The sequence below is a fragment of the Mitsuaria sp. 7 genome, from assembly GCF_001653795.1.
In the GTDB taxonomy this organism is placed as follows: Bacteria; Pseudomonadota; Gammaproteobacteria; order Burkholderiales; family Burkholderiaceae_C; genus Roseateles.
The window spans coordinates 5761187-5777060 of the sequence record NZ_CP011514.1 but is presented as its reverse complement, the minus strand read 5'-3'; the positions used below and the strand labels follow the sequence as shown (position 1 = coordinate 5777060).

Sequence of the window (15874 nt, the reverse complement as noted above, 5' to 3'; positions counted from 1 at the left end):
AGGTCTCCCGACCCCCCGCCCGGTCCGGTCCCCGGGTCGATCCCGATGCGCCGGCGACGCGGTGCGACTCAGCCTCCGCGGAGCAGGTGCACGGAGGCGCGCACGGCGCGCGGCGCGGAGGCGGCCTGCTGACGCGCCAGCTTGCCGGCTTCAGCCTGTGCGGCGATCTGGACCTGACGCTCCTCGAAGGCCCGCGTCTCGAGCGCGGGCGCGCACAGGAAACCCTGGTATTCGTGGCAGCCGCAGCGCGCGAGGAAATCGCGTTGCGCGTCGGTTTCAACGCCTTCGGCGATCACCTTCAGATTGAGCGCGCGCCCCATCTGCACGATCGCGTTGACGATACCGGCATCGCTTGCGTCGCCTGGCAGCCCCTTGACGAAGCTGCGGTCGATCTTGAGACGCTGGATCGGGAAGCGCTTCAGATAGCCGAGGCTGGAATAGCCGGTCCCGAAATCGTCGATCGACATCAGCACGCCGAGCTCCGACAGCGCCTCCATCCGATGCAGCGCCTCTTCGGCATCGCGCAGCAGAACGGACTCCGTGAGTTCCAGCTCCAGCAACGACGGCGGCAGATCGTAGGCACGAAGGGCCTGCGCGACCTGCTCGACGAACTGCGTCTGCTGGAACTGCAGCGCCGACACATTGACCGCAACCGGCACGCGCAAGCCCTTCTTGAGCCAGGCTGCGGCCTGCGCCACCGCCTGCTGCAGCACCCACTGGCCGATCGCGATGATGAACCCGCTCTCCTCGGCCACAGGGATGAACTCGGACGGCGGCACGTCTCCGCGCAGCGGATCGCGCCAGCGGATCAGCGCTTCGGCGCCGACGAGCTCACCGGTTTCCAGCGAGACCTGCGGCTGGAAATGCAGGCGGAACTCATGCTCCTGCAGTGCCTGTCGCATGGCGTGGTCGAGCCGCATGCGCGACAGCAGGTCTACGTCCTTGCGTGGCTGGTGGAAGCGGAAGGCGCTGCGGCCACTCTCCTTGACCCAATGCATCGCACGCTCGGCACTGGCCAACAGCTCTTCGGCGCTGGCGCCGTCGCCGGGGAACAGGGCAATGCCGGTGCTGCAGGTGACCGTGAAGCTGAGCGTGTCGAAGCAGAACGGCCGCGACATCGCCTCCTGGACGCGCCGCGCCGCGTGCTCGGCGCCGCGAGCGTCCGCCTGGTGGATTAGCAGTGCGAACTCATCGCCGTCAAGCCGCGCGACGGTGTCGACCTCGCGCAGCGACTCCTTCAGTCGCAACGCGACTTCCTTCAGGACGCGGTCGCCGTAGGAGTGACCCAGCGTGTCGTTGATCTGCTTGAAGCGGTCGAGGTCGACGTTGAGCAGCGCGAACGGCGTCGTCTCGCGGCGGGCCATGGCCTGCGCGTAGTCGAGGCGTTCCATCAGCGCGCGGCGGTTCGGCAGCCCGGTGAGCATGTCGTTGTGCGACAGCTCCTCGATGCGCTGGTGCGCAGCAAGCTTCTCGCTGAGGTCGCGGAACGAGTAGACGCGACCGATCGGCCGGCCCCGGCTCCATTGCGGCAGCGACACGCGCTCCAGCACGCGACCGTCGATCAGCTTGAGGTTGTCGCTCGTGTGCAGCAACGGCGATTCCTGAATGGCGCCAAGCCGCATCGCATAGGCGGCGCCGTCGACCACGCTTCGCCGCATCCACGCCTGGACGGCGTCGTCGTTGCGGTCGTTGAGCAGGTCCTCGGGGATACCCCACAGCGACGCCAGCCGCTGGTTGAAGCTGCGGATCCGGCCGGCGAGGTCCGTGACCAGGATGCCGTCCGCGGTCGATTCGAGCGTGGCGCGCAGTTCAGCGAGCAGCGTCTCGCGTTCCTCATCGTGCTGGCGCTGCAGGGTCTGGTCGCGCATCGCGATCAGCCACAAACCATCGCCCTGCGATTGCGCGACATGGCTGATCCGGCGGGATATCCACAGCATGCGGCCGTCGGCGTGGCGCATCATCGTGTCGGTGTGGAGGCTCTCGCGGCGACCGATCGCGGCGTCCATCCAGAACAGCGCATCCTCCGGCGTCGACGCCAGCGATTCGACGCTGCTTCCAACCAGATCCTTGGCCTGCAACCCAAGCAACTGCTGCGACGCGCGGTTGACTGCAACGACGCAATGGGTGCGCGCATCCACGAGCCATACCCCCTCCTGCAGGCCGTCGATCAACGGCAGGAACGCGGTATTGACCACCGCGGGAGGCGCGGTGGCGGTTCGGGTCGGCAGGGTCACGCAGCCATCTCCCCGTGGGGAGCAGGCGGCAGGGACGTCGGGCCGGCGGACTCGAAGAAATAGGCGATGCGGCTGCGCGGGCTGAGGTAGTCCAACGAAGCGCGCGGCAGTTGCTGCGGTTTGACGCTGCGCCGGATGCCGAGGTCGGGCAACTCTTCGAGGTTCAGTACCAGCGCATCGTCGCGCGGTACCTTGGGGTCGTGGACCATGACCTTGGGCTTGAGCGGGCGCGACGAGTTGACGGCCACGACCAACGCATAGCGGTCGTCGGTCAATTGCACCGCGGAGCCCGGCGGGTAGACGCCCATCATCCGGATGAAGGCGTTGAGCATGGTCGCATCGAAACGGCTGCGCCCCTGCGCGAACATCAACGACAGCGCTTCGTGCGGCGTCATCGCCTTGGAGCTGAGCAGCGGATTGCACAAGCCGTCGAAGCGGTTGACGAGCGCCACGATGCGGGCGCCGATGCTCATGCGATCCGCATTCAGACGTTGCGGGAATCCGCTGCCGTCGGCGTGCTCGTGATGCTGCGCGATGATCAGCAGCGGCCCGGCGCCCACGCCCATCTTCTGTCCCAGCACCACGCCTTTGGCGACGTGCTGCTGGTAGGCGGCCACCTCGGCGGCGGTGAAGCTGTCGTCGCGGTGGCGGAAGCGGGCCGTCAGCTCCATCTTGCCGATGTCATGGAGCAGCGCGCCTTGCCCGAGGTCCAGCATCTCGTCACGACCCAGGCCGAAGGCCCGGCCCAGCAGCATCGCGATGACGGCGACGTTGAGCGCGTGCGCGGTCCCGCGGTCGCCGGCGCCTTCGTTGAGCAGCCGGATGTTGATGTCGCCCTCGACCAGCATCTTGTCCAGCAACGCGCGAGACAACGCGGACGACCGGTCGCGCGCATCCGTCGGCTCACGCGGCACCAGATCCATCAGATCGCGCAAGGCGGTGGCCGCCTCGGCGTACTGGCGCTCGCACAACAGCAACGCGTCGCGCTGCTCGGCCAGCAGGCGGCGATGGCGTTCGCGGACTTCATCCTCGGCGCTGCGGTTCTCCTCGACCACGGTCGCGGCGGGCACAGGCGCCGGCATCGGCGTCGCCTCCAGCGGCAGGTCGCTCTTGCCCGGACTCCAGCGCACCTGCTTCAGGCCCAGGCGGCGCAGGATCAGCAACTGCTCCTCCGAACTCAGCTTGAAGCTGCTGAGCGGAAACGGATGCGACATCCAGCCGAGGTCGAGATGGATGAACATCCCCACTTTCAGCTGGTTCACATCGATGAGCGGGTCGGCCGATCTGTCCTTCATTCTTGTAGTTCCGCGTCCCGGTTCGGACGCCCTCGTCAGCAGCTTCGGCTGCGGAGGGGCGCAACTTAAATCAAAAGCGCGTCAACCGTACGGCGTTGCGCATGATCCTGGAGGGACCGTGCAACTTGTCACAGGTTTTTCCTGCGCCCCCCTATGATCCCTCGAACCTCGCATTCTCATAAAGATACAGGAGACTTTTCATGCACGCCTTCATCTGCGATGCGCAGCGCACCCCTTTCGGGCGTTACGGCGGCGCCCTGTCGTCCATCCGCGCGGACGATCTGGGGGCAATGCCCATCCAGGCCTTGATGGCGCGCCACCCGTCGCTGGATTGGGAAGCGCTGGATGACCTGTTCTACGGCTGCGCAAACCAAGCCGGTGAAGACAACCGCAACGTCGCGCGCATGTCCGCGCTGCTGGCGGGCTTGCCGATCAGCGTGCCCGGCGTGACGCTGAACCGGCTCTGCGGCTCCGGCATGGACGCCGTCGGAAGCGCCGCACGTGCGATCCGGGCCGGCGAAGCCCACCTTCTGATCGCCGGGGGCGTCGAGAGCATGAGCCGCGCCCCCTTCGTCGTGCCGAAGGCGGAGTCCGCCTTCTCCCGCGCCAACGCCATCTACGACACGACCATCGGCTGGCGCTTCATCAATCCGAAGATGAAGGCCCAGTACGGCGTGGACGCGATGCCGGAGACGGCCGAGAACGTCGCCGTCGACTTCGGCATCGCACGCGAAGCGCAGGACCGCATGGCGCTGGCCAGCCAGACCAAGGCGCTGGCAGCGCAGCGCAGCGGCTTCTTCGACGCCGAGATCTGTCCGGTCACGATTCCGCAGAAGAAGGGTGACGCCGTCGTCGTGAGCCAGGACGAACATCCCCGCGAGACCAGCCTGGAGGCGCTGGCCAGGCTCAAGGGCGTCGTCCGACCGGACGGTAGCGTGACTGCCGGCAACGCGTCCGGCGTCAACGACGGCAGTTGCGCGTTGCTGATGGCCAGCGAGGCGGCGGTCGCCCGGCACGGCCTGACGCCGCGGGTGCGCGTGCTCGGCATGGCGACGGCCGGCGTCGCGCCACGCATCATGGGCATCGGCCCCGCGCCGGCGGCGCGCAAGGTCCTGGCCCAGGTCGGTCTGACCCTGGACCAGATGGACGTCATCGAATTGAACGAAGCCTTCGCCGCCCAGGGACTGGCGGTACTGCGCGACCTCGGCCTGCAGGATGACGACCCGCGCGTGAATCCCAACGGCGGCGCCATCGCGCTGGGCCATCCGCTGGGCGCAAGCGGCGCGCGGCTGGTCACGACGGCCATCAATCAGCTCCACCGCATCCAGGGCCGCTACGCGCTGTGCACGATGTGCATCGGCGTGGGTCAAGGCATCGCGATCGTCGTCGAGCGCGTCTGACCTTCTCGGGAGCCGGCACAGGTCGGCTCCTTGTCCCTCGTTCATGGTGGAACCTGATCATTGGAGGACATTTGAGGATTCCAGCAATCGCCCAGGTTGTCTGACCTCTTTTTGGTGCAGCGGATGAACGCCGCCCGCCACCATCCACCGTTGCCGCTCTGGCGCGACCTATAGCCAAAGGTTGGGGGCGCCAAAGAAATAGTCATGGGCGCACGTAGGACCACGTAGGCGCCAATCGCACATCGCATGTGATACTGACTTCGTTTGATGGCGCATACCGCTCATATATGTAGGGTATGCGGTGACAAGCATGATGTCTGACTATTGACCGCCTGCTTAGCGACCACCGACCGCGGTTTCGCGCACCTTTTTCCCGCTGAACGCCCACGAACACCTCTTGCACCCAGGAGGTGGGGCGTTCTGCGCAGAAAATGCACCAATTTGATGCACAAGCGTGCGATTTGCGGATAAAACATTTGCCCTGGCAAACATTCTTCACAGGGTTGTCCCTATAGTCGTGGACATCACCTGCTTACGCCCAGCAGATTTGGGCGTCAAACGCACGTCCTCCCTCTCCGCCATGTCCGCTGCACGAGCCCACGATGATGAATTGACCGCGATCCAAGCGGTCATCCCCGCCCCTGACGCTGAAGTCCGGACCGGTCCGCTGAAGCGCGACCTGGTCGCCGGCCTGGAAAAGGGCCTGGCCGTGATCGAAGCCTTCGATCAGGAACGCCCCAGACTGACCATCAGCGAAGTCGCCGGCCGTACCGGCCTGACCCGCGCGGCAGCCCGCCGCTACCTGCTGACGCTGACCCACCTGGGCTTCGTGTCGCAGGACCGCAAGATGTTTGCGCTGACCCCGAAGGTGCTCCGCCTGGGCCAGAGCTACATGCACTCCGCCCGCCTGCCGCGCATCATCGAACCCGAGCTGCACAAGCTGGCGTATGCGATGAAGGAAGCCTCGTCGGCTGGCGTGCTGGACGGCAACGACGTGATCTGCATCTCGGCGACGAGCGCGGGCCGCGTGGTCTCCCCGACGCTGCAGCCGGGCACCCGCGTGCCGGCCTACTGCACCGGCAACGGCCGCGTGCTGCTGGCGGCGCAGCCCCAGGCGGAAGTCGACGCCTTCATCGCCCGGCAGGAACTGACCGCGCTGACGCCGCACACGATCACGCATCCGGAACGCCTGCGCATCGAGATCGCCCGCGCCCGTGCCCAAGGCTACGCGCTGATCGATCAGGAACTGGAGCAAGGCCTGCGCTCGGTGGCGGTGCCGCTGAAGAACTACAAGGGCGACACCGTCGCCGCGATGGCCATCAGCGTTCACGCGACCCGCATGAGCATGGAACAGATGGTCGAGCACTGCCTGCCGCCGCTGCTGCAGGCGCAAGCGCACCTGCGCATGCTGCTCTGAGGCTTCAGACGCCGGATCCAGAAGCGCCAGCGAAAAAGCGACCCGAGGGTCGCTTTTTTCATGGGTGGGCCGGGTGTCCCTGTCCGCTTGGGTGGAACGCCTCGTTCAGGCCCACAGACGCTGCCGAAGCAGCGGGCTGACGCGGTAGCGCTCGCTGCGATACGCATCGAAGAGTCCGTCCAGCACGTCGACGACCCTCGTCGCGCCGAGCAACGCCAGCCATTCGAAAGGACCCGCCGGATAGTTGACGCCGAGCTTCATCGCCGTGTCGGCGCCGGCCTCGTCGCAGACGCCTTGCCAGACCGCATCCGCGCCTTCGTTGACGAGCATCGCGATCGTCCGCGCGACCGCGAGTCCAGGCACGTCGCGCAGCACCAGCGGCTCCCAGCCGAAATGACGCAGCAGCGCCTCCGCACGTGCCCGCGACTCGGCATCGACGCGCGGCGCAAAGGCGATGGCCAGGCCGTCGATGCGATCCGGCGACAACGGCCAGTCGATCACTGCCAGACCGGGCTGGTGGCGCTCATGCGCCAGTTGAGCGGCGCAACGTCCCAGGGTGAGGTGCAACTGCAGACCTTCCATCGCCACGCCCTGCCAGTCCGCCGCCGGATCCCGCTCGAACGCGACGCCGCGCGTCATCATCCAGTCGCCCAGCCGTTCGACCAGCACGCCCTGCCCCGCCAGCGTCACCGCGCCGACATCCTCGTCGACGGGGGCGACCGGCGGCGTCACGGCGGGTATGCCGTTGTAGAAGCCCTTGCCGGACTTGCGTCCCAGCCGGCCGCCGTCGACCAGCGCCTTCTGCACCAGCGACGGCTGATAGCGCTTGTCGCCGAAGTTGGCCTCGAACACCGACTGCGTCACCAGGTAATTGGTGTCGTGCCCGATCAGGTCCATCAACTCGCAAGGCCCCATGCGGAAGCCGGCGCTGCGCAGCGCGCGGTCCAATTGCGCGTGTGAGCCGGCCTGCTCCTGGAGCAAGGCCAGCGTCTCGGCGTAATACGGGCGCGCGATGCGGTTCACGATGAACCCTGGCGTTGACTTCGCGCGCACTGGCGTCTTTCCCCAGCGGCGTGACAGCTGTTCGACCGCCGATGCGGCAGACGGCGCCGTCTCCGCGCCGCAGACGACCTCGACGAGCTTCATCAGCGGCACCGGATTGAAGAAGTGCATGCCCACCAGACGGCGGGGCGTCGTCATCCCGTTGGCCAGCGCGGTGATGCTGATCGACGAGGTGTTGGACGCGATCAGCGCGTCGGGCGGCAGCAGCGCGTCGAGCTCCCGAAGCAGCGCCTGCTTCGGTTCGAGCTTCTCGACGATCACCTCGATCACGAGCGCCGCGTCCTTCAGTTCCGCCGTCGCGGCGGCAGGGGCGAGCCGCCCCATCACCGCCTCGCGCTCGGCCGCCTCCATGCGGCCCTTCGTCACCAGTCCATCGAGCGCCTTTCCGATCTGCGCGATCGCCGCCGCGGCGGCGCCTTCGCGCAGGTCCATCAACTGGACCGGGTGTCCGGCCTGCGCCGCCACCTGCGCGATGCCCGCGCCCATCACGCCGGCGCCTATCACTGCCACCGTCGCGTGCTCGGCCTCGGCCGTCGCGACGCGCCAGGATCCCTTCGATTCCGTCATTGCAGTCTCCTGATCTTCTCTTCGTGTCTTGCTTCGAATCCAGTTCGGCGACGCTCCGCGTGCCGACCCGCTTCATGCAGTCTCATGTCGCCCCGTGCTGATTCAGTCCGAGGCGTCCTTCTTCGGCACCCAGGCGGCGGGTCGCTTGGCGAGGAACGCGGCGAAGCCCTCCTTCGCCTCGGCGCCCATGCGCACGCGGGCGATGGTCTGTGCTGTCAGTTCGCGCACCTCGGCGCTCACCGGGCCCACCTCGAGTCGGGAGAACAAGGTTTTGATCTCCGCCTGCGCCGAAGGGCCGTTCAGTAGCAGTTCCGCGATCCAGCGTTCGACAGCGCCATCGAGCCCGCCCGCCGCGTCGCTTTCCACGACCTCATGCAGCATGCCGATCCTCAGGGCTTCGGCGGCAGGAATGCGGCTCGCGGTCAACGCGAGCCGGCGCGCCTCGCGCGGGCCGACGGCGTTGATCACGTAGGGTCCGATCACCGACGGCAGGATGCCGAAGCGCGCCTCGCTGACCGCGAACTGCGCGCCGACCGCGGCAACCGCGATGTCACAGGCGAGCGTCAGCCCGACGCCGCCGCCCAGCGCCACGCCGTGGACCTTGGCGATCGTCGGTTTCGGGCAGCGGGCGATGCGGTCCAGCATGCCGGCAAAGCGCCGCGCGTCCTCGACATTCCATTCCTGCGTCGCTTCGGACGCGCGCTTCATCCATTGGAGATCGGCGCCGGCGCTGAAGGCCTTGCCGGCGCCTTCCAGCACGACGATCCGCACGGCCGGATCCTGGCCGAGGCGCGCGAAAGCGGCATCGAGGTCCGCGATCATGGCCTCGTCGAAGGCGTTGAACACCTCGGGCCGGTTCATCATCACGCGGGTCACGCCGCGAGCGTCGGTCGTTATCTGCAGGGTCTCCACGATGCAGTCTCCGTTGTGATCGACGGAGTATCGCAGCCCGACCGGTCGGTCGAAAGAAGAAGCTCCGGAAGCGGCGCGCCCTTCAGTCCCGCCAGACTTCCTCGACCAACTCGCGCACGGCGGTCAATGCATGCTCCTCGGGCCCCTCCTTCTGGAGCCAGCACAGCCAGGTCTCGTCCTGCCAGTGCGGCCAGATGCGGAGCTCGCCGGCCTCGACGGCCGCCTGCGCCTGATCGAGCCGGAGAATCGCGGCCCCGAGGCCGCTCGCGACCATGCCGCGCACGGCGGACTCGGTCTCTGCCATCAGGCTGTGTGGCGGTTCCCGGCCTGCACTCTGGAAGAGCCGTTCGGCCGCGGCGCGCAGCCCGCAGACCACCGGTGTGCCGATCCAGGGCAGCGACAGCAGCGCGTCCCGCGAGACCGGCCACTCGCGGTCGGCGAAGCGGCGCGGCACCGCGATGGCGAGCTCCATCCGTCGCAGACGATTGACGACGAGCCCTTCCGCCGCCTCGTTGTCGTGGAGCACGTAGGCGCAATCCACTTCGCCCCGGCGCAGCGCCTGCACGCTCTGCAGCGACAGGCGCTGCATCAGCTGCAGGCCGATGCCGGGATGCCGCTCCGCCAGCTTGACCAGCACGTCGCCCAGGCGCAGCGAGATCGGATCGCTGACGGTGCTCATGCGGAGCACGCCCTGCACGTCGCCGCGGATCTGTGCGGCCGCGTGCCGCAAGCGCTGCGCCGCGTCCAGCGTCCGGCGGGCTTCTTCGGCGAGTTTCTCGCCGGCGGACGTCAGCGTCATGCCGCGCGAGCTGCGCTCGAACAGCTGGACGCCGAGTTCCTCCTCCAGCGCCTTGATCTGCGCGCTGACGGCGGGCACGGACGTGAACACCTTCTCCGCGGCGCGGGTCAGGTTGCGTTCGGCCACGACGGCCAGAAAGCTCTTCAGCTGGTACAGCTCCATGGGTCCGCATTCTGACAAGCCGCCGCGGGACCGTTGTTCACATTCCCGGAACGCGTGTTCCAAAGATGCGCATGGACCCCGCGCGAAGCGTCGCCCAGACTTCCTTCCCATCGAAGTCTTGCGAAAGCGAAGGGCGCCATGAGCCTCTCCAATCCCTATGCCGCCACCGTCGCGATGCTGTTCGCGGCGGTCTCGTGGGGCAGCCTGTTCCTCGTCGGCAAGCCGGTGCTGAGCCGGCTCGATCCCGTCTGGTTCACGGCGGTGCGCTACCTGCTCGCGGGCATCGGCATGACGCTGCTGGTCGTCTTCTTCGGCGAGCGGCCCTGGGCCAAGCTCCGCGCCCACTGGGGCACGCTGACGCGCTACGGCGTGCTGGGCTACGGCTTCTTCGGCATCCTCGTGCTGGAAGGGCTGAAGCTCTCGCTGCCCTCGCACGGCGCGGTGCTCATGGCCACGATGCCGATGACGACCCTCCTGCTGCGCTGGCTGCTCGACGGCCAGCGCCCGGGACTGGGCGTCGCCGGTGCGGCCGTGCTGGCGCTGAGCGGCGTCATCCTCGTCTCCGGCGTGCTGGGACGCACCGACGGTCCGCCGCACATGCTGCTGGGCGACGCGCTGACGCTGCTGGGCACGGTCGGCTGGGTGCTCTACACGCGGGGAGCGGCGAAGGTGCCGGACCTCAGCCCGCTCGAATACACCGGCCTGACCGCCATCGCCGCACTGCCGTGGCAGGTGGCGTTCGCGCTCGTCGCGACGGCCGGCGGCTGGATCGCCGCGCCCGCCTGGCAGGACGTGACGACCGTCGCGCCGCATCTGATCTACATCGCGGCGGTCCCCACGGTGGCCGCGGTGGTGGCCTTCAACTTCGGCGTACGGCAGCTGGGCGCCTCGCGCGGGACCCTGTTCCTGAACGGCGTGCCGGTCTCGGCGCTGCTGATGAGCGTCGCGCTGGGTCAGCATCCGGCCATGCAGGAATGGATAGGCGCGGCGCTCGTCATCGCGGCGCTCACGCTGAGCACGCGATCGCCGGCATCGGCACCGCGAGGCACGGGAACCACCACGACGGGAAACGGCCCCACCGGTAAAGCCGAGGTAAAGGCCGCAGCGCTGGCGGGTACCGGCGGGCGCTGCCCAGCCACTTGATGCGCCTCCCGACAAGCTGGAAAGTCCCGGTGCGACGGGCACCACAGGCGGCCTCATGCCTTTTGTCATGGGGCTGTCTTCTGGCATAGGCTGGCGGCCTCGTCGGGCCCGGCCCGCGCTCAAGAGTTCGTTGCGATGAAGAATGCCCTCCGCCTCACCACCCTCGCCCTGCTGATGCAGCTGGGCGGCTTCGCGATGGCGGCACCGCCGCAATCGGGCCTGGACCTCAAGGGCTACGACAAGACCGTCCGCCCGCAGGACGACCTCTTCCGCGCCGCCAACGGCCACTGGCTCTCGACCACCGAGATCCCCGCGGACAAGTCCTCCTACGGTGCCTTCCATCAACTGGCGGACCTCTCGGACAAGCGCGCGCGTTCGATCATCGAGGACCTCTCGAAGAAGAAGGCCAAGGCCGGCACCGTCGAGCAGAAGATCGGCGACTACTACGCCGCCTACATGAACACCGCGGCGATCGACAAGGCCGGCCTCGCGCCGGTCAAGCCGCTGCTGGACAGCATCACCGCCATCCAGACGCGCGAACAGCTCGCGACCTGGCTGGGCGCGCAGACCGGCGTCGTCGACCTGCCGGTGCCGCTGGGCATCGAGGCCGACTACCAGGACCCCACCATCAACCGCCTGCAGACCTGGCAGGGCGGCCTGGGTCTGCCGGACCGCGACTATTACCTGAAGAAGGACGACGAGCGCCTGGGCAAGGCGCGCGGCGCCTATGTCGACTACCTGCAGAAGCTGGCCAAGGCCGCGGGCATCGCCGATCCGGCCGGCAGCGCGCAGCGCGTGCTGGCGCTCGAGGAACGTCTGGCGCAGGTGCAATGGGACAAGGTCGAGCTGCGCGATCCGCAGAAGACCTACAACCCGATGACGCCGGCCGAGCTGGCGCAGAAGGCGCCGGGCTTCGACTGGAACGCCTTCTTCACCGCGGCGTCTCTGCCGGGCCTGGACAAGCTGTCGGCCTCGCAGCCAAGCTACCTGACCGGCGCGGCGAAGATCCTGGGCGAGGCGCCGCTGGACGACCTCAAGCTCTACCTGACCTTCCGCGCGATCGACGCCAATGCCTCGACCCTGCCCAAGGTCTACCGCGACGCGCACTTCGCCTTCCACGGCGCGGCGCTGACCGGCGCGAAGAGCCAGCTGCCGCGCTGGCAGCAGGCCGTGGGCAACGTCAACGGCGCGCTGGGCGAAGCCGTCGGCGAGGTCTATGTCACCCGCTACTTCCCCGCGGCGGACAAGGCGCGGATGGCGGAGCTGGTCAACAACCTGCTGGCCTCGTACAAGGAGTCGATCGACAAGCTGAGCTGGATGACGCCGGCGACCAAGGCGCAGGCGCAGGACAAGCTGTCGAAGTACATGGTGAAGATCGGCTACCCGGACGTCTGGCGCGACTACGCTGCGCTGACCGTGAAGGCCGGCGACCCGGTGGGCAACAACCTGCGCGCATCGATCTTCGAATGGAAGCGCCAGGCCGCCAAGGCCAGCAAGCCGGTCGATCGCCGCGAGTGGCTGCTGACGCCGCAGACGGTCAATGCGTACTACAACCCGACGCTCAACGAGATCGTCTTCCCGGCCGCGATCCTTCAGCCGCCCTTCTACAACACGAAGGCGGACGACGCGGTGAACTACGGCGCCATCGGTGCCGTGATCGGGCATGAGATCAGCCACGGCTTCGACGACCAGGGCAGCCAGTTCGACGGTGACGGCAAGCTGCGCAACTGGTGGACCGACGACGACCGCAAGGCCTTCGACGCCATCGGCAACCGGCTGGTCGCCCAGTACGAAGGCTACGAGCCCATCGCCGGCAAGCACCTCAACGGCAAGCTGACGCTGGGCGAGAACATCGCCGACCTGTCCGGCCTGCAGATCGCCTACAAGGCCTACCTGCGCTCGCTGGGCGGCAAGCCGGCCCCGGTGATCGACGGCTACACGGGCGAGCAGCGCTTCTTCATGGGCTGGTCGCAGGCGTGGCGCGAGAAGGCGCGTGAGGAGCGCAAGCTGCAGCTGCTGACGATCGATCCGCACTCCCCGCCGGAGTTCCGCGCCAATGGTGCTGCCGTCAACCATGATGGCTTCCACGAGGCCTTCAAGACCAAGCCGGGCGACAAGATGTTCAAGTCCAGCGAGGACCGCATCCGGATCTGGTAAGACCTGACCCCACCAAGAACGGCCGGCATCCCCGGCCGTTTTTCATTGCAGTCTTCGGTCGCAAAACCGTGGCAGGACGACAGTGAGGGGGGACGGTGATGCGTGGGGTTTTGGCGCTTGCCGCCAAGGCCCCATGCATCGGCGGCCAACGCCCAGGCCGCGGAAGGACAGTCGCCCTCAGTGCGTCAGCCCTTCCCGATCCAGCGCCCGGCTTGCGCCGAGCAGCGGCGCCTGATCCGCCTCGTGGACGACGAAGGTCGGGATGGCACGCAGGTAGGAGGTCAGCCGACCGCAGGTTTCGAAGCGCGCCCGGAACGGACTGCGATCAAACCACTCGCCGAGGCGAGGCACGATGCCGCCGCCGATGTAGAGCCCGCCGCGCGCGCCGAGCGTGAGCGCGACATGTCCGGCGATGTCGCCGAGCAGCGCGCAGAACATGTTCACGACGTCGCTGCTGAAGGATTCATCGGCGAGCGCCGCGGCCGTGATGGCCGGTGCGATGCGGCCTTCGCCGGGCGCGAGCTTGAGGCCGCGCAGTTCGGCGAGCGCCGTGTAGAGGTTTTCGAGACCGGGACCGGACACCGCGCGCTCCGCCGACACGTGGCCGAAGCGCCGGTGCAGCAGGTCGAGCACGGCGCGCTCCTCGGGATCGTAGGACGAGAGCGTCGCATGCCCGCCCTCGCCCCCGACGGCGACCATCGAGGTCCCGTCCTCGGACGGCAGCAGGCCCGAGACGCCCAGCCCCGTCCCCGGGCCGACCAACCCGCGTGCCGCGCCGTCGACCGCCTCGCCGCCGCCGACCTTGCGCGTCGATCGCGGATCGATGCCCGGGAGCGCCAACGCGAGCGCGGTGAAGTCGTTGATCACCAGCAGCCGGTCGGCCCCGAGCGCCGACTGCAGCGCGCGCGTGGAGAAACTCCAGTGGTGGTTGGTCATCCGGACGTGGTCGCCGGTGACCGCCGTCGCGATGCCGATCGCGCAGCTGCGCGGCGTCGACAGGCCCTCGCGATGCAGGTGATAGAAGATCGCATCGGCCAGCGTGTCGAAGTCCTGGCAGACATACCGCGCCACGTGTTCCAGCGGATCCGCCGCGCCGCCCTGGCTGGCGAAGCGCACGTGCGTCGCCCCCACATCCGCCAGCAAACGCGCCGGCGCCGCCTTCGCGCCCTGTCTCATGCCTTGTCTTCCTTCACCGGTGCTCCCTGCCTTCGCGTGGCAAGTCCGTCGCCTGCCCGCAGAAGCCTCGGATGCTGCCACAGCCCGCCGGCGGATCCCGACGGCGGATGGGGTCGCGACCGGTGTTTAGCGCGTCGCGCTCAACGCCCGGCCTTGAACGCCGCGATCGCGTCCCGATACCAGTGCGCGCTGTCCTTGGCCAGCCGCTCCTGCGACGCGTAGTCGACGTGGAACAGCCCGAAGCGCTTGAGGTAGCCCGAGTTCCACTCGAAGTTGTCCAGCAGGCTCCAGTAGAAATAGCCTCGCACGTCGGCGCCCAGCGCCACCGCCTGCGCCAGCGCCTCCAGGTGACCGCGCAGGTAGGCGATGCGCGCCGCGTCCGGCACGCGCCCGTCCACCACGCTGTCCGCGTTGGCCATGCCGTTCTCGGTGATGACGATAGGCGGCGGCGTGTACTCGCGCGTGATGCGCAGCAGATGCTGCGTCAGCGCCTGCGGATAGATCTCCCAGCCCATGTCGGTGAAGCCGAGTTCTCCCGGCGGCGTCACGAACTGCTGCTGACCGTTGAGCACGCTGCGCGTGTAGAAATTGATGCCGAGGAAGTCCAGCGGCTGCTGGATCAGCGCGAGGTCGCCCTCCTGGATCTTCGGCGCATCGGTACCGAGGTGCTCGACGATGTCCGCCGGGTACTGGCCGCGGAACACCGGATCCATGTACCAGCGCACGTTGGTGCCGTCGTCGATGCGCGCGGCGCGGCGGTCGTCCTCGCTGAGCGGATCGGCCGGGAAGGAGGGCGTGTGGTTCAGCACGATGCCGAGCTGCGCCTTGGAGCCCACCGCACGCATCGCCTGGATCGCGGCGCCGTGCATCATCAGCAGGTGGTGCGAGACCTGATAGGCCTCGGCGCGGCTGGTGTGGCCGGGCGCGAACTGCGCGGTCTCGTAGCCCAGCGTGGCCGAGCACCACGGCTCGTTCAGCGTGGCGATCGTCGACAACCGGTCGCCGAAGCGGCGCGCGATCTCGGCCGCGTACTCGGCGAACAGCGGCACCACGTCGCGCGACAGCAGCCCGCCGATCGAATCGTCCAGCGCCTGCGGCAGGTCCCAGTGATAGAGCGTCGCGTTCGGCTTGATCCCGGCGGCGAGCAGTTCATCGATCAGCCGGTCGTAGAACGCGAAGCCGGCCTCGTTCCACGCGCCGCGTCCCAGCGGCTGCACGCGCGGCCACGAGAACGAGAAGCGGTAGGCCTCCAGCCCCAGCCACTTCATCAGCTTCACATCCTCGGGATAACGGCGGTAGTGGTCGCAGGCCACGTCGATGTTGGAGCCGTCCTTGATGCGGCCCGGCTGGGCGCAGAAACGGTCCCAGATCGACTCGCCCTTCCCGTCCTCGCGGGCAGCACCCTCGATCTGCGCGGCGCTGGTGGCGGAACCCCACTGGAAGTCCGCAGGCAACGACTGGATCAGCGATTGGAAGGTGGCGGTATCTGCGGCGGGGTTGGCGTCGTTCGCGTGCATGGTGGTGTCAGTCGAGGTCGAGGAGGTCGAGGA

Annotated in this window: 11 protein-coding genes; 4 read left to right on the top strand and 7 right to left on the bottom strand. The window is 68.1% G+C overall.

Annotated features, from left to right (window positions below):
• Positions 1–68 precede the first annotated feature (68 nt).
• Together ABE85_RS25355 and ABE85_RS25350 are read right to left on the bottom strand one after the other, a co-directional pair.
• Positions 69–2234 carry a bifunctional diguanylate cyclase/phosphodiesterase gene (locus ABE85_RS25355; protein WP_067281427.1) on the bottom strand — a complete coding sequence of 722 codons (2166 nt, stop codon included), beginning with the start codon at positions 2232–2234 and terminating at the stop codon, positions 69–71.
• A complete protein-coding gene (locus ABE85_RS25350; RefSeq protein WP_067281425.1) occupies positions 2231–3529 on the bottom strand; it encodes an HD-GYP domain-containing protein in 1299 nt (432 codons plus the stop codon). Before ABE85_RS25350 ends, ABE85_RS25355 begins: the two co-directional genes overlap by 4 nt.
• A 200-nt stretch (positions 3530–3729) precedes the next feature.
• Here ABE85_RS25350 and pcaF point away from each other — a divergent pair, with 200 nt between their 5' ends.
• Together pcaF and ABE85_RS25340 are read left to right on the top strand one after the other, a co-directional pair.
• A complete protein-coding gene (gene pcaF / locus ABE85_RS25345; RefSeq protein WP_067281423.1) occupies positions 3730–4929 on the top strand; it encodes a 3-oxoadipyl-CoA thiolase in 1200 nt (399 codons plus the stop codon).
• Positions 4930–5539: 610 nt separating this feature from the next.
• The gene (locus tag ABE85_RS25340; RefSeq protein WP_231993182.1) at positions 5540–6346 is read left to right on the top strand and encodes an IclR family transcriptional regulator C-terminal domain-containing protein; all 807 of its coding nucleotides are present in this window, start codon (positions 5540–5542) and stop codon (positions 6344–6346) included.
• Positions 6347–6451: 105 nt separating this feature from the next.
• On the opposite strand, the gene ABE85_RS25335 is transcribed toward ABE85_RS25340, so the two are convergent.
• The 3 genes from ABE85_RS25335 to ABE85_RS25325 form a co-directional block, all read right to left on the bottom strand.
• Positions 6452–7975, bottom strand: a complete 1524-nt coding sequence (locus ABE85_RS25335; protein WP_067281420.1) for a 3-hydroxyacyl-CoA dehydrogenase — start codon at positions 7973–7975, stop codon at positions 6452–6454.
• A 102-nt stretch (positions 7976–8077) separates the two neighbouring features.
• A complete protein-coding gene (locus tag ABE85_RS25330; protein WP_067281418.1) occupies positions 8078–8887 on the bottom strand; it encodes an enoyl-CoA hydratase-related protein in 810 nt (269 codons plus the stop codon).
• 82 nt (positions 8888–8969) lie between these two features.
• Complete coding sequence (locus tag ABE85_RS25325) at positions 8970–9848, bottom strand: LysR family transcriptional regulator (RefSeq protein ID WP_067281416.1); 879 nt, start codon at positions 9846–9848, stop codon at positions 8970–8972.
• A 138-nt stretch (positions 9849–9986) separates the two neighbouring features.
• On the opposite strand from ABE85_RS25325, the gene ABE85_RS25320 reads away from it, so the two are divergent.
• Positions 9987–10991 (top strand): DMT family transporter, encoded by a 1005-nt coding sequence (locus ABE85_RS25320; RefSeq protein ID WP_067281415.1) that lies wholly within the window; start codon positions 9987–9989, stop codon positions 10989–10991.
• Positions 10992–11126: 135 nt separating this feature from the next.
• Positions 11127–13148 carry a M13 family metallopeptidase gene (locus tag ABE85_RS25315; RefSeq protein ID WP_067281413.1) on the top strand — a complete coding sequence of 674 codons (2022 nt, stop codon included), beginning with the start codon at positions 11127–11129 and terminating at the stop codon, positions 13146–13148.
• A 177-nt stretch (positions 13149–13325) separates the two neighbouring features.
• On the opposite strand, the gene glk is transcribed toward ABE85_RS25315, so the two are convergent.
• Both glk and ABE85_RS25305 read right to left on the bottom strand, forming a co-directional pair.
• Positions 13326–14324 (bottom strand): glucokinase, encoded by a 999-nt coding sequence (gene glk, locus ABE85_RS25310; RefSeq protein WP_067281412.1) that lies wholly within the window; start codon positions 14322–14324, stop codon positions 13326–13328.
• Between the two features lie 140 nt (positions 14325–14464).
• Complete coding sequence (locus tag ABE85_RS25305) at positions 14465–15841, bottom strand: GH1 family beta-glucosidase (RefSeq protein WP_082938943.1); 1377 nt, start codon at positions 15839–15841, stop codon at positions 14465–14467.
• Positions 15842–15874 lie beyond the last annotated feature (33 nt).

Bases quoted from the DNA above. Each gene is read 5' to 3' on its own strand.
- glk (WP_067281412.1), bottom strand. From the start codon at position 14,324: ATGAGACAGGGCGCGAAGGCGGCGCCGGCGCGTTTGCTGGCGGATGTG.
- ABE85_RS25325 (WP_067281416.1), bottom strand. From the start codon at position 9,848: ATGGAGCTGTACCAGCTGAAGAGCTTTCTGGCCGTCGTGGCCGAACGC.
- ABE85_RS25320 (WP_067281415.1), top strand. From the start codon at position 9,987: ATGAGCCTCTCCAATCCCTATGCCGCCACCGTCGCGATGCTGTTCGCG.
- ABE85_RS25315 (WP_067281413.1), top strand. From the start codon at position 11,127: ATGAAGAATGCCCTCCGCCTCACCACCCTCGCCCTGCTGATGCAGCTG.
- pcaF (WP_067281423.1), top strand. From the start codon at position 3,730: ATGCACGCCTTCATCTGCGATGCGCAGCGCACCCCTTTCGGGCGTTAC.
- ABE85_RS25335 (WP_067281420.1), bottom strand. From the start codon at position 7,975: ATGACGGAATCGAAGGGATCCTGGCGCGTCGCGACGGCCGAGGCCGAG.
- ABE85_RS25305 (WP_082938943.1), bottom strand. From the start codon at position 15,841: ATGCACGCGAACGACGCCAACCCCGCCGCAGATACCGCCACCTTCCAA.
- ABE85_RS25350 (WP_067281425.1), bottom strand. From the start codon at position 3,529: ATGAAGGACAGATCGGCCGACCCGCTCATCGATGTGAACCAGCTGAAA.